Below are 13,421 nucleotides of genomic sequence, written 5' to 3'. Positions count from 1 at the left end.
CTCCTTCCCGACGGGCGCTCAGGCGCAGGCGGTTTCGGCGAGCCACCAGGCGAGCAGGCTGGCGGCGCGCATGAAATCCTCCATGTCCATGGCCTCGTGCGGATTGTGGCTGCCGTTCTGGTTGCGCACGAACATCATGGCGGTGGGAACGCCGGCGGCGGCGAACGCGGCGGAATCGTGCGAGGCGGGGCTGCCGAGGCTCATCGCCGGGATGCCCAGCGCCCGCGCGCCCTCGGTGAGCCGCGTGCGGATTGAGGCATCCATCTTGCCCACCACGGCGCTCGCCCGCGGCCCCATGTGGAAGGTCACGCCGCGCCGCCGCTCGATGTCGGCGATGATATCGCCCATGCCGCGCTCCAGCTCCGCGAGCTGCGCATCGTCATAGGCGCGCACGTCGAGGCTGAAATGAAAGGCGCCGGGCACCGTGGTCAGGCCGTGCTTCGCTGGGTCGGTGTGGAAGCGCCCGAGCGTCACGGCCATGGGCCGCCCCTCCGCCTCGTGCGCCGCCCAGAGCCGATCCATCCCCGTCGCGAATTCGCTGGCGGCCATGACGGCATCGCGGCGAAACCGGCGGGGCAGCCCCACATGGGCGTATTCGCCCGCGATCTGGGCATTGGGATAGCGGAAATTGCCCGGAATGGCGGTGCATATGGCGAGCGGAAGGCCGGCTTCCACGAGGCTCGGCGCCTGTTCGATATGCACTTCCAGAAAGGCGCGCACCGCGCGCGGGTCGAGATGCCGGTGTCCCGCGCGCAGCAGTTCCGGATCGCCGCCGCATGCTTCCAGATGGTCCGCCAGCGTGCGGCCGGTATCGATGCGCCGCGCGTCGAGCGCGCCCGGCGGCAGCGTGCCGAGCGCGGAGCGGCTGCCGAGATAGGAGACCTCGAACCACACGCTCTCTTCCGCCCGCACCCCCATCACGGTGATGTCGCAGGATGGCGTGAGCCCGAGCGTCCGCAGGGCCGCCACCGCCACCAGCCCGGCCACCACGCCGGCCGCGCCGTCGAAATTGCCGCCGTGCGGCACGCTGTCGAGATGCGAGCCGGTGAGGATGCGGGGCGCGGCGCGGTCGCGGCCCGGCAGGGTCATATAGGTGTTGGCGGCGGCGTCGGTCGCAATATCGAGGCCGAGGCGCAGGGCATGGTCGCGCACCAGGCCATGGGCGAAATTCTCGCCGGCGCCATAGGTGTCGCGGGTGATGCCCGGCGCGTCGATGCTGCCGTTTCGCAGGGCCTCGAACAGCCGCGTGGCGAGGTCCAGCTGGGCGTCGGTTGCCGCGATCAGGGCCTCGGCCGCGGGTCGCGATCCGGCCGGCGAGGTCCGGGCGGGCGATGTCTTGCGGCGCGCTGTCGTCTGCGGCGAGGTCTTAAGGTGCGAGGTCATGGGAGGCGGTCTCATTCCGCCAGCCGCGCCAGGGCGAGGGCCATGGCGGTGGCGGCGCGCGAGGGTTCGATGACGGGAAGGCCGAGCGCGTCTTCCAGCGCCGCGCGATGGCGCGCCATGCCGGCGCAGCCGAGGATGAGCACGTCCGCCTGCTGCGTATCGCGCAGGAAGGCACCGGCCGCGATCATGCGCTCGCGGGTGCGCCCGTGGTCGGCGAGTTCCGCGACGGAGAGGCCGATCGCCTTGCTGCCGGCATAGCGCTGCGACACGCCGAGCAGGCGCGCCTGCCGCTGCTGGCGCCGCACGGAGGCGTCCAATATGGCGATCACGCCGAACCGGTCGCCGCGCATCATGGCGGCGAAGGTTCCCGCTTCGCCGATACCGAGCACCGGGCGCGCGGTGAGTTCGCGCGCGGCGATGAGGCCCGGGTCGCTGTAGCAGGCGATCACATAGGCGCTCGCCGGTTCGCGGCCGATATGGTCGAGCACGAGGCCCGTCGCATGCTCCACGTCGCCTTGGGTCTCGACGCCGGGCGGCCCCTCGTGGAGCGTCACGCATTGGATCGCCGGCCCGCCGGGGAACGCAAGGTCGCCGACCGCCGCCGCGATCTCCGCCGTGACGGCGGCATTGCTGTTGGGATTGATCACCAGGATCCGGTTCGCGGCTGCATCCGCCATGGTCTCAGGCCCTCCCGGCCGGGGCGCGTGCGGCAAAGAGAGCGGCGCCGAAATTCGTCGCGGTGTCGGTCTCCGGCACCGGTGGCGGCGTGCCGGCGGCCCGGCCGGAGGCGGCGCGGGCAATGAAGCGGCCGGAGCCGGGCGCGGCGTTGAGCACGCCGTCGTCGACGATCACATCGCCGCGCCGCACGATTGTGGTCGGCCAGCCCGTCACCTCCCGGCCTTCGAACGGGGTGTAGCCCACGGTGTCGTGCAGGTCGGCGGCGCGCAGGGTGACGCGGCGGTCCGGGTCCCACAGCGCGAGATCCGCGTCGGAGCCGACCGCGATCGTGCCCTTGCGGGGGAACAGGCCGTAGAGTTTCGCCGCATTGGTGGCGCTGAGCGCGACGAAGCGGGGAAGGTCGATCCGCCCGCCGTTCACCCCTTCCGAGAACAGCAGGGGAAGGCGCACCTCGATGCCCGGAATGCCGTTGGCGATGTCCTTGAAGGTGGGGGTCGCGCTGCGGGCGAACTTGCCGGTCTCGTCCATGCGATAGGGGGCATGGTCGGAGGAATAGATTTGCAGCGTGCCGTCCGCGAGCCCCGCCCAAAGCGCCTCCTGCTCCACCGGGCCGCGCGGCGGCGGGCTGAAGCAGAATTTCGCCCCTTCATAGCCCGGCAGGTCGAGATCGGCCGCGCTCAGCAGCAGATATTGCGGGCAGGTTTCGCCGAAGATGGCCCGCCCCTCGGCCCGCGCGGCGCGGATGGCGGCGAGCGCTTCCACCGTGGAGACATGGACGATGAGCAGCGGCGCGTCCGCCAGGGTCGCCAGCGCGATGCAGCGCCGCACCGCCTCGACCTCGGCCAAGCGGGGATGGCTCATGGCGTGGTATTTGGGCGCGGTGAAGCCGCCGGCGATCAGCTTCTTCGCCATCCATTTGATCATGCCGTTGTTCTCGGCATGCACCATGGCCATGGCGCCATGCTCCCGGCACACGCTGAGCAGGTCCAGGATCTGTTCGTCGCTCACCGCGATGAGATCATAGGCCGTGAACAATTTGATGGAGGTGATGCCCTCGGCGATCAGGCGCGGCAGGTGATCGTTCAGCAAGTCCTCGGTGGGATCGCTGATGAGGGCGTGGAAGGAATAATCGAGGATCGATTTTTCCCGCGCGCGGCGGTGATAATCGGCGAACACGTCGGGCAGGCGCTGGCCGCGATGCTGGGCCGCGAACGGCACGATGGTGGTGGTGCCGCCGAACGCCGCGGCGCGGGAGGCCGCGAAGAAATCGTCCGCCCCCATGAGGCCGTAGGAGGAGACCTGCTCGATGTGGCAATGGGCATCGATGCCGCCGGGCAGGACCAGACGCGCCGTCGCATCCAGCTCGCGCGCGCCGGGCCCCAGTTCCAGCCCCAGCGCCGTGATGATGCCGTTCGCGATGCCGACATCGCAGCGGGAGAGGCCCGCTTCGGTCACCACCGTGCCGTTGCGGACCACGAGATCGAATGCGGCGGCCATGGGATCGTGTCCTGAGGGGGCGGGTCGGGTGCGGGCTCTGGAGGACTTCGCCGGATGACATCGCTGCGCGGCGGCGGACGCCGCGCGCCCGGCCGAGGCGAAAGCCATGGTCCGATCATATTGCCTACTGTTGACACTTGTCCATACTATGGACGAAACCCACCCGCCGGCGCACGCATGCGGCGGGGGAGGATGAGGGCGAGGACGAGGCATGGCGAAGATCGCGGTCCGCAACGCGGGCGCTTCCCCCGGTGGCTATGATCCCGATCGCCGGCTTCCCACATTCCTCGCGGCGCGGGCCGAATTCCTCGCCGGGCGCTCCACCCCGCGCCACCTTCTTGAGGAGAGCCTGGAGCGCATCGAGCGGCTCGATCCCGTCATCCAGGCCTTCTGCTTTCTCGACCTGCCCGGCGCCCGCGCGGCGGCGGATGCGGCCACGCAGCGCTATGCGCAGAACCGGCCGCTTTCGCCCCTCGATGGCTGTCCCATGGGCATCAAGGACACCATCCATGTGCGCGGCATGCCCTCGAAGATGAACAGCGCGGTGTATGACGACACGCCGATGCGGTTCGACGCGGCGAGCAGCTACGCGCTGCGGCAGGCGGGCGCGGTGCTTCTCGGCAAGACCCATGTGCCGGAATTCGCCATGGGCAAATCCCCGCCCACGCGCAATCCGTTCGACGTGCGGCGCACCGCCGGCGGCTCTTCCAGCGGGTGCGGGGCGGCCGTGGGGGCGGCGATGGTGCCGGTCGCGCTCGGCAACCAGACCGGCGGCTCGCTGATCCGCCCGTCCTCGTTCAATGCCAATTACGGCTTCAAGCCCACCCATGGGGCGCTGAACGTGGGCGGCATGCATCCCATCGCCCCGAGCCAGGACCATATCGGCCCCATGGCCGCGAGCCTCGCCGACGCCTGGTGCACCGCCTGGGAAATCTCCGCGCGCATCGGCGGCCATAACGGCCATCCCGGCCTCTCCGGCGCGCCGGGGGTGCCGCGCGCCCTGAAGCCGCTGCGCCTCGCGCGCCTGGACACCCTCGGCATGGCGCAGCTGGACGAGGCGACGCGGGAGGCCATGGCGCAGATGTGCCATCGCATCGAGGCCCTCGGCGTCGGCCTGCTGGACCGCGATTGCGACGATGGGATCGCCGCGCTGGAAGACCTGCTGCTGGAAGCGGACGAGGTCTCCGACCGGATCTTCGTCTACGAGTTGCGCTGGCCCCTGGTGGCCTATCTCGACGCGAACGGCCCCGACGCCATCAGCGCCACCGCCAAGGCCCGGCTGGATCGCGGCCTCGCCATGACCCCCGGCGATTATCGCCAGGCGCTCGCCAAGCGCGACCGCATCCGCGCCCAGGTGGCGCGGGTGGGGCAGCAGGTGGATGGGTTCATCACCCTGGCCTCTTCCGGCCCCGCGCCGTTCGATGGCGTGGACCAAAGCGGCACCGTGGACCGGCCGAACGCGCATCTCTCCACCGGCAGCCGCAGCTTCCTCAGCCCCTGGTCCATGGTGGGCGGCCCGGCCTTCTCCCTGCCGCTCATGGCGGTGGACGGCATGCCGGTCGGCCTCCAGGTGATGGGCACGGCGGACACCGACTACCGCCTCACGGCGGTGGCGCGCTGGCTCGACGAGACCTGCGGGTGAGCGCGGGCAAAATCGGGCTATCCTGACGTTCATCGTCGCGCATCTGGCTGAAATTCGCGGAAATTGCGGTTTCGTCGCGCGGAGGAGCTTTCAAACCTCATATTCCTCCGTAGGCGCCAAGTGTTTCACGTGAAACATTTCCCGACGGCCCCTTGTTTTACATGGGTTTGAGGCGAGCCGGTCGAAGAAAGCACCCCCGGTCCCGCCGCGCCGGAGCTTTCGCAAGAAAATTTCCGAATTTCGGATTCAGGATATTTCCCCGGCGGCCTGCACATCCGCGCAGATCGCCTCCAGCAGCCGCCCCGGCCAGCGCGGGGGAAGAGACGCGCCGATGAGCATCATGCGCGTGTGCCGCTCTCCGTCCGGCCATCGATCGAGCCATTCCGGCGGCGCGAACACATGCTGCACGCCATGGATCAGCGCCGGCCGCCCCGGCATTTCGGCGATGAGAGCCAAGCCCTTGAGCCGCAGCAGCCGGCTGCCCGCGTGATCCGCCAGGGCCTGGAGAAACAGCGTCAGGGCGACGGCGGGGATGGGCGCCGCGCGGGTCACGGCGATGCCGTCATATCCGCCGGAATGGCGCGCGCCCCGATCGGCCAGTCCCTTGTCCGGCCGGCGGACGCGGGCGGCGCCGAGGCCGCACAGCAGCCCTTCTGCCGCCTCTTGCGGGTGCGAAACCCTGTCGGCGGAAGGGTTGAGGGCGTTCAGATCATCCAGCAGGCCGGCGGGGGCGGGCGCGAGATCGGTCTTCGTGACGAGGAGGCGGTCCGCCACCGCCACCTGGCGGCGCGCTTCCACATGGTCGGCCAAGGTGGAGCGGCCGTGAACCGCGTCCACCAGGGTCAGCACCCCTTCGAGGCTGAAGCGCGCGGCCACCGCCGGGTCGCTCATAAGCGCCTGGAGGATCGGCACCGGGTCCGCCAGGCCCGAGGTCTCGATGAGGATGCGGTCGAACTCAATCTCCCCGTGGGCGCGGCGGGCGTCGAGGTCCAGCAGGGTCGCGATCAAATCGCTGCGCACGGCGCAGCACAGGCAGCCGGTGGAGAGGCGGATCAGGGCATCGCTGCTGCTCGCCAAAATGTCGTGGTCGAGCCCGATTTCCCCGAACTCGTTCACGATCACCGCCGCGCGGGCGAAGCGGGGGTCGCTCAACACCTTGCGGATGAAGGTGGTTTTTCCGCTGCCCAGAAATCCGGTCACCACCAGCACCGGCGTTAAGCCCGGCGGCGGGGCGGAAGGGCGGCGTGCGCCCGCGTCGTCGGCGGCGGGGAGCGCGGCCGGCTCGCCCACGGGCTCCGGCCGGCCGACCCGCAGCGCCGGCCCGGCATTTCCTGCGCCCAGCGCCTTGCGCAAGGCTCCGAGGAGGCCCGCCACCGAGGCCGCCGGGCGGGGCGGGCGCGCGGCGCCGGGGCCTTCCAGACTCTCCAGCATCCAGCGCGCCGGCCGTTCGGCGGCAAGGGCTTGCCGGACGCGAACCCGAACGCCCGACACGGTGCGGACCTCCAGCCCGCCCCCCGTCGCGGCGCACCGCCCCCAGATCCCCCAGAGCATCAGGCACTCGGCGATCAGGCCGCGCATGTCCTCCGCCGTGGCACCGCCGGACGGCGTCACAAGGCCGGCCCCGCGAGGATGTCGTCCGCGATCCGCCGGTGCAGCCATTGCCCGTCGGTGGGCGCGCCATAAAAGCGGCCGTCCTCCACCATCACCTTCCCCCGCAGGAGGGTGAGGCTCGGCCACGCATCCACGGCGTGCCCTTCCCAGGGCGAGTAATCGGTCTCGTGAAGATCCTCGTTGCGGATCACCCGCCGCAGCGCCGGATCCAGCACCACGATGTCGGCATCCGACCCGACGGCAATGGCGCCCTTGCGCGGGTAGAGCCCCATGATCTTCGCGGCATTGGTGGAGACGAGATCGGCGAACCGGGTCAGGGCATAGCCCCGCCGCCCCACCATTTCCGTATACATCAGCGCCACCCGCGGCTCGCACGCGGCATTCCCGCCGGTGGTGTCGTCGATGCGGCTGCCCTGGACCTTGGTCGCGAGGCTGCAGCACAATTCGTCCGTCGCCACCGCATGGATCGTGCCGTCGCGCGTTCCGGCCCACAGCGCGGCCTGATCCTCCGGCGATTTGAGCGAGGGGTAGGTGTGGTAGATCTGCCCGTTGGGGCGGCGATAATCGGCGCTGTTGTAGAGCATGTATTGGTGCAGCGTCTCGCCATAGATGGGCAGGCCCCTGGCCCGCGCCTCGCGTACCGCCGCGACCCCGGTGGCGGCGCTGACATGCATCATGTAGAGCGCGGTGCCGGGCACGCTTTCCGCGAGGCGGATGATGCGGCGGAACGAGAGATCCTCGGAGAGCGTGTTGTGCACCTCCGCCAAATTCTCGAACCCCGTGCGCCCCTCGCGGATCAGCTTGCCATACATGTGCATGACGATGTCATTGTCCTCGGCATGGATGACGCCGAGGCCGCGATTGGCCGCAAGCACCTGGAAGACTTCCCAGATGTCGCCGAAATCCACCATCCGCCCGCGCCGGCTGGGGGTGATGTCCGTGGTGAAGAGCTTGATCGTCGGATAGCCGGCCTGGATGGTCTCCGCGAGCTGGCCGGGGATGTCGGGCGGCAGGTCGCCTTCCACCATGACGTGATAGGCGTAGTCGCAATGGCAGGCGCCGCGCCAGTCCTGGTCGCGCCGCTCGATGGTGCCCTGGATGGTTGTGCCATGGGTCCAGCGCGCGAAATCGATGAGCGTGGTGGTGCCGCCGAACAGGGCCGCGCGGCTGACCACCGACGGCGGCTCCGTGAAGCTGGGCGGCCCGTCCGGCAACGGCATGGGCCAGGCGCAATGCACGTGGGGATCGATGCCGCCGGGCATCACGATCTTGCCCCGCGCATCGATCACCCGTGCCCCCTCGGGCGCTGGCAGGGGGCCGGGCGCGTGGAGCGCAACGATGATGCCGTCGGCGACGGCGATGTCATAGGCGCCGACGCCGTGCGGCGTGATCACCGTATCGGCGCGGATCACGAGATCGATCATCTGTTTTCCCATGGAGCAGCGGGGCGGTGTCAGCAGCGGGCGAAGATGGCGGCGATCTCCGCGCGGTCATCGGTCCGCGCCAACGCCAGGGACAGCAGGATGCGGGCCTTCTGCGGGCTGAAATCCTCACCCGCGATGATCCCCGCCTCCTGGAGATAGCGCCGCCGCCCCACCCGTCCGCTCGCGGCGCGGGTGCATTGGACGACCACGATGCCGGACGCGACCGCCCGTTCGTAGGCGACGCGTTCCGCCGGCGTGACGAGGCCCGGCGCGAGGCCGGCGGACACGAGCCCGCGCGCCCCCGCGGCGATCGCAGCGTCGATGAAAGTTGCGTCCGCCCCGGCATAGGACATCAGGATATCGACGCGCGGCAGGACGATGGTCGCGAGCGTCGAGAACTCGCCGTCGGGCGCATGGGCGGGCGTGGGCGCGCGATAGATGTGGATGCCGTCCCCATCGACATGGCCGAGCGCGCCGAAATCCAGCGAGCGGAAGGTGTGCTGGCGATAGGTGGAGGTCTTCACCACGTCGCGCGCCGCGTGGATCTCGTCGTTCAGCACCACCAGCACGCCGAGCCCACGGGCCAAGGGCGAGCCCGCCACGCGCAAGGCATTGACGAGATTGATGCCGGCATCGCTGCCGAGCGCGCTCGCCGGCCGCTGCGCGCCGACCAGCACGACGGTCTGGGGAATGGCGAGGGTGAGGTTCAGGAAGAAGGCGGTCTCCTCCAGCGTCGCGGTTCCGTGCAGGATGACGAAGCCGGCGAGATCCGGCTCGCTCGCGGCGGTCGCATGCACCCGTTCGCGAAGCGCCACCCAGTCCGCCGGGCCGATGGCCGTGCTGCCCACCGAGCGGAAGGGGACGGGCAGGGGATCGGCCACCAGCCGCGCTTCCTTCACCTGCTCCAGGATCTCGCCGACGGGCCGTTTCTCGCCGAATTCCGGGTAGTCCATGGTGTCCAGGGTGGACTGGGCCCACGAGGAAATCGTGCCGCCGGTCCCGATCACGGCGACCCGGGGAAGAGAAGACGTCATATTTCCGCTTCCGTCCTTGATGGGGTGATGGCCCGCCCGCCTGCCGAGCGAGACCGGGCGGGGGCGAGGCGTCGTCCTGACTGTTCGGCTCCGCGGCCCGCAAGGCCGCCGTCTGCAAGGCGGATCTCCCTCGCGCCAGGAGCGCGCAAAAACGTTAGGACGACTGTTGACAATTTACAATGGCGGATTTCCGCCGCGGTCCGGCACGACGACGCAGCTGGCCGGAGGCCTCCGCCACCGCGCGGCTGGGCTCCGTTGCGGGCCGCGTTTACATGGCTGATCTGTCTTCGATGCGGTCGAATGCGCCGGCTTGCGGGCAGAGGTAAGCATCCGGAATATAAAGACGCTTGAATGTCTTGGCCGTGCGTGTTCGCCCGGGCAATCGGTCTGCCCCCGAAAAAACGCAGGCCGTGCGTCGCTCTCGCTGCATGGATATCAGCCCGGCTGCACAAAAATTCATTGTAAACTGTCTACAATTTGTGCTGCGATTTTACCTCGCCCTGTGCAAAATAAGATCAGCCGAGCGAGTGGGGCAGGGATCGCCGAGATGCGGCCCTGTATTCGCGCTCCGGAGGTCGCCAAACCGCAAGCAGCGGAAGGTTTAGAGAATCCCCATGACCAACGATCAGACTGCGTTCCGCATCAGCCGGCGAGGCTTCGGCCGCCTCGCCGCCGGCACCGTCCTCGGGTTGGCCATGCCCCCGACCATCGGGCGGGCCCAGCCCGCGATCCTGCGGGTGAGCAGCATTCAGGCGATCACCGGGCCGTCCTCGCCCTATGGCTGGCGCGCGCGGGATGGGGCGCAGCTCGTCGCCGATGACATCAACGCCGCCGGCCTCACCCTCGGCGGCACGACCTACCGCATCGAAATCGCCACCGAGGACATGGCCAACGATCCGCAGCAGGCGATCACGCTGCTGCGCCAGGCGGCGTCCAATGCGGACGTGCTCGCAGTGATCGGCCCGTCCAACTCGGTCGGCTATGTGCCCTCGGTCCCGGCCGCCGGACAGCTGCAGATTCCGCTCGTGGGCGCGGGCTCGGGCGCGCCGGTCAAGCAATGGAACATCTGGTCCTACCGGGTGAATCCGGTCTCCGAGACGGCGATCCCGGTGCTGCTGCGCAAGGTGCATGGGAAGGTGCCGTTCAAGCGCCTGGGGGTGATCTACGACCAGACGCAGGACGGACAGGCGGGCGACGCGCAGACCTGCAAGGCGCTGGCGCAGGAGTTGGGCTACGAAGTCGTGGCATTCGAAGCGTTCCGCGCCGGCGACCAGGATTTCTCGGCCCAGCTCGCGACCATCCGCAGCAAAAAGCCTGACGCCATCTTCGTCGCCGCCGCCACCGGCGACGGGGTGAAGGTCACGTCCCAGATCCGGGAGGCGGGCTTCACCGTGCCCCTGATGACCGGCTTCGGCTCGTTTCAGGATCCGGTCTATTGGGACGGCACCCACGGCGAGATCAAGGGCTGCTACACGTGGCTCGCGCAGGACCTCGCCTCGCCCACGCCCTCGGTGAAGACCTTCATCGATCGGTACAAGGCGAAGTTCTCCCAGGAAGCAACCTCCTTCTCCACCTATGGCGCGGATGCGCTTTCCACCATCGCGGAAGCGCTGAAGAAGGCCGGCGCCCCCTCGCGGGCGAAGCTACAGGAAGCGCTGGCGGAGCTGGATTTCGTATCCCCGCTCGGCACCCACATGACGTTCCACAATCCGCCGAGCGGCAACAACAATACGCCAAACGTGGTCGCGATCGAGATCACCGGCCGCGGCACCTATACCGCGATCTGAGCCGTGCTTGAGATCAGCCAGCTTACGCGGCGCTTCGGCGGCCTGGTCGCCGTCAATGACGTGACGTTCTCGGTGGGGGCCGGCGAGGTGGTCTCCGTGGTCGGCCCCAACGGCGCCGGAAAGACCACCTTGTTCAACCTGATTACCGGCGTGCTCAAGCCGGATTTCGGCACGGTGGTGCTCGATGGCAAGGACATCACGGGCGCCGCGCCGCATCGCCTGGCGGCCATGGGCATCGCCCGCACGTTCCAGAACATCCGCCTGTTCGGGCATCTCAATGCGCTGGAAAACGTGATGATCGGCCAGGTGGCCGGCACACGCTCCGGCGTGTTCGACGCGCTCGCCTACACGTCGCGGGACCGCACGGACCGCCGGGTGATGGTCGAGCGCGCGGAGGCGCTGCTGGACTGGGTCGGGGTCGGCGCGAACCGGTTCCGCATGCCGGGGGAATTGCCCTATGGCGATCAGCGGCGGGTGGAGATCGCGCGCGCGCTCGGGCTCCAGCCGCGGCTGCTGATCCTCGACGAACCGACCGCCGGCATGGTGGCGCGGGAGGCGCACGCAGTGATCGAGATGATCGATCGCTTGCGCGAACGCGGCATCGCGCTGCTGCTGATCGAGCACAACATGAACGTCGTCATGTCCGCCTCCGACCGCATCGTGGTGATCAGCTTCGGCCAGAAGATCGCCGAGGGCCTGCCCGCCGAGATCCGCGCCGATCCCAAGGTGATCGAAGCCTATCTGGGGGTGGACGATTGAGCGCGCTTCTGAAAATCGAAGGGCTCGCCGTCTCCTACGGCTCCGTCCCGGCGGTCGACGGCGTATCGCTGGAGATCGAGCCGGGCGAACTGCGGGTCATCCTGGGCGCCAACGGCGCCGGCAAGACCACCATCATCAAGACGATCATGGGGCTGCTGAAGCCGCGCGGCGGCAGCATCCGCTTCGACGGCCACCGCGATCTGCTGCGCCTGCGGCCGCACCAGATTCACCAGCTCGGCATCGCCTGGGTGCCGGAAGCGCGGCAATTGTGGAACACCATGACGGTGCTCGACAATCTCCGCATGGGGGCGTTCGAGGTTCGCGACCAGGCCATGGTCGAGCGCCGCATCGGCGAGATGTTCGAGCGGTTTCCCCGGCTCGCCGAGCGGCGCCACCAGCTGGCGGGTTCCCTCAGCGGCGGCGAGCAGCAGATGGTGGCCATCGCCCGCGCGCTGGTGTCGAGCCCGCGCCTGCTGCTGATGGACGAGCCCTCGCTCGGCCTCGCGCCCATCGTGGTGCGCGACGTGTTTGCCCTGGCCCGAGAGATCAACACGATGGGCATCGCGGTGCTGATGGTGGAGCAGAACGCGCGCCAGTCGCTGAAGGTCGCCCACTTCGCCTATCTGCTGGAGCTCGGGCGCGTGGTCGAAGCCGGCCCGGCGGCGGAGATCGCCGGCAAGGAAAGCGTGCAGGACGTGTTCCTGGGCGGCAGCGCATAGGACGGCGTCGAGATGGATCTTTTCCTGCAACAACTCAGCAACGGCCTGGTGATCGGCAGTACTTATGCCGTCGTCGCGGTGGGTTTCGCATTGGCCTTCACGGTGCTGCGCGTGATCCAGTTCGCCCATCCCGACGTGTTCATGATCGGCATGTTCACCGGCATGGTGGCGGCGGGGTTCGTGCCCGGCGGCGGGCTGGCGGTGGCCCTGCTCGGCGGGGCGGTGGGCTCCACCGCCATCGGCGCGATCATCGAGCGCACGGTGGTGGCCCCCTTGCGCGGGCGGGACGTGCTGACGACCCTGATCGCGACGCTCGGCGTTTCGGTCATCCTCCAGAACGGCATGGCGGTGATCGTCGGTCCCGATCCGATCCCCTATCCGCGCCTGCTGCCGGCGCGGTTCTACGAAATCGGCCCGGTGCTGCTCACCTTGCGCCAGATGTTCTGCCTCGGCCTGTGCGCGGTGCTGCTGGCGCTGGCGAGCCTGTATGTGCGGCGCACGCACATCGGCCGGGCGACGCGGGCGATCGCCGAGCGCCCGGATGTCGCCGCTGCGTTTGGTGTGGACGTGCGGCGCGTGTGCCAGATCACCTTCTGGTTCGCCTCGACCATGGCGGGGCTCGCCGCCGTGGCGGTGGGATCGCTGTACGGCTCCGCCTCCGCCTTCGTCGGGCTTCTGTACGGGTTGAAGGCGTTCATCTGCATGCTCGTGGCGGGCAACCGCTATTTCGAGGCGGTGATCGCGGTCGGCCTCGCGCTCGGCGTGCTCGAGGCGCTGGTGACCGGCTATGTCTCCTCATCGCTGCGCGATGCGGTGGCCTTCTTCGTGCTGATCGGCGTGCTCTACCTGCGGCCGAACGGCTTGTTCGGTTCCTACGCCACTTGAGC

At 69.2% G+C, this 13,421-nt stretch carries 11 protein-coding genes; 5 read left to right on the top strand and 6 right to left on the bottom strand.

Going from position 1 to position 13,421, the window contains the following annotated elements:
- Window positions 1-18: 18 nt before the first annotated feature.
- Genes V5F84_RS00485 through hydA form a run of 3 tightly spaced genes read right to left on the bottom strand, consistent with a single transcriptional unit; the run spans window position 19 to window position 3,558 of the window.
- A complete protein-coding gene (locus V5F84_RS00485; RefSeq protein WP_394043060.1) occupies window positions 19-1,383 on the bottom strand; it encodes a hydantoinase/carbamoylase family amidase in 1,365 nt (454 codons plus the stop codon).
- A gap of 11 nt (window positions 1,384-1,394) precedes the next feature.
- On the bottom strand, window positions 1,395-2,060 hold the full coding sequence (locus tag V5F84_RS00480) for an aspartate/glutamate racemase family protein (RefSeq protein WP_394043059.1): 666 nt from the start codon (window positions 2,058-2,060) through the stop codon (window positions 1,395-1,397).
- Window positions 2,061-2,064: 4 nt separating this feature from the next.
- Window positions 2,065-3,558: a dihydropyrimidinase gene (gene hydA, locus V5F84_RS00475; protein ID WP_394043058.1), complete on the bottom strand. Its 1,494-nt coding sequence runs from the start codon at window positions 3,556-3,558 to the stop codon at window positions 2,065-2,067.
- Window positions 3,559-3,769: 211 nt separating this feature from the next.
- Between hydA and V5F84_RS00470 the strand changes: the two genes are divergently transcribed.
- Window positions 3,770-5,200, top strand: coding sequence for an amidase (locus V5F84_RS00470; protein ID WP_394043057.1), 1,431 nt, complete (start codon window positions 3,770-3,772; stop codon window positions 5,198-5,200).
- A 246-nt stretch (window positions 5,201-5,446) separates the two neighbouring features.
- Here V5F84_RS00470 and V5F84_RS00465 read toward each other — a convergent pair whose 3' ends face one another.
- Genes V5F84_RS00465 through V5F84_RS00455 form a run of 3 tightly spaced genes read right to left on the bottom strand, consistent with a single transcriptional unit; the run spans window position 5,447 to window position 9,269 of the window.
- On the bottom strand, window positions 5,447-6,778 hold the full coding sequence (locus V5F84_RS00465) for a CobW family GTP-binding protein (protein WP_394043056.1): 1,332 nt from the start codon (window positions 6,776-6,778) through the stop codon (window positions 5,447-5,449).
- A 29-nt stretch (window positions 6,779-6,807) separates the two neighbouring features.
- A complete protein-coding gene (locus V5F84_RS00460; protein ID WP_394043055.1) occupies window positions 6,808-8,235 on the bottom strand; it encodes an amidohydrolase family protein in 1,428 nt (475 codons plus the stop codon).
- A gap of 29 nt (window positions 8,236-8,264) precedes the next feature.
- Window positions 8,265-9,269 carry an asparaginase gene (locus V5F84_RS00455; protein WP_394043054.1) on the bottom strand — a complete coding sequence of 335 codons (1,005 nt, stop codon included), beginning with the start codon at window positions 9,267-9,269 and terminating at the stop codon, window positions 8,265-8,267.
- A gap of 614 nt (window positions 9,270-9,883) precedes the next feature.
- Here V5F84_RS00455 and V5F84_RS00450 point away from each other — a divergent pair.
- The 4 genes from V5F84_RS00450 to V5F84_RS00435 are packed head-to-tail and all read left to right on the top strand — an operon-like array spanning window position 9,884 to window position 13,419.
- Window positions 9,884-11,056 (top strand): ABC transporter substrate-binding protein, encoded by a 1,173-nt coding sequence (locus tag V5F84_RS00450; RefSeq protein WP_394043052.1) that lies wholly within the window; start codon window positions 9,884-9,886, stop codon window positions 11,054-11,056.
- A gap of 3 nt (window positions 11,057-11,059) precedes the next feature.
- Complete coding sequence (locus V5F84_RS00445; RefSeq protein ID WP_394043050.1) at window positions 11,060-11,815, top strand: ABC transporter ATP-binding protein; 756 nt, start codon at window positions 11,060-11,062, stop codon at window positions 11,813-11,815.
- Complete coding sequence (locus V5F84_RS00440; protein WP_394043048.1) at window positions 11,812-12,534, top strand: ABC transporter ATP-binding protein; 723 nt, start codon at window positions 11,812-11,814, stop codon at window positions 12,532-12,534. Before V5F84_RS00445 ends, V5F84_RS00440 begins: the two co-directional genes overlap by 4 nt.
- Before the next feature lie 12 nt (window positions 12,535-12,546).
- On the top strand, window positions 12,547-13,419 hold the full coding sequence (locus V5F84_RS00435; RefSeq protein ID WP_394043046.1) for a branched-chain amino acid ABC transporter permease: 873 nt from the start codon (window positions 12,547-12,549) through the stop codon (window positions 13,417-13,419).
- Window positions 13,420-13,421: the final 2 nt, after the last annotated feature.

The organism is Roseixanthobacter liquoris, assembly GCF_043195135.2.
Classification (GTDB): Bacteria; Pseudomonadota; Alphaproteobacteria; order Rhizobiales; family Xanthobacteraceae; genus NCEH01.
This window is presented reverse-complemented; position numbering and strand designations above follow the sequence as displayed.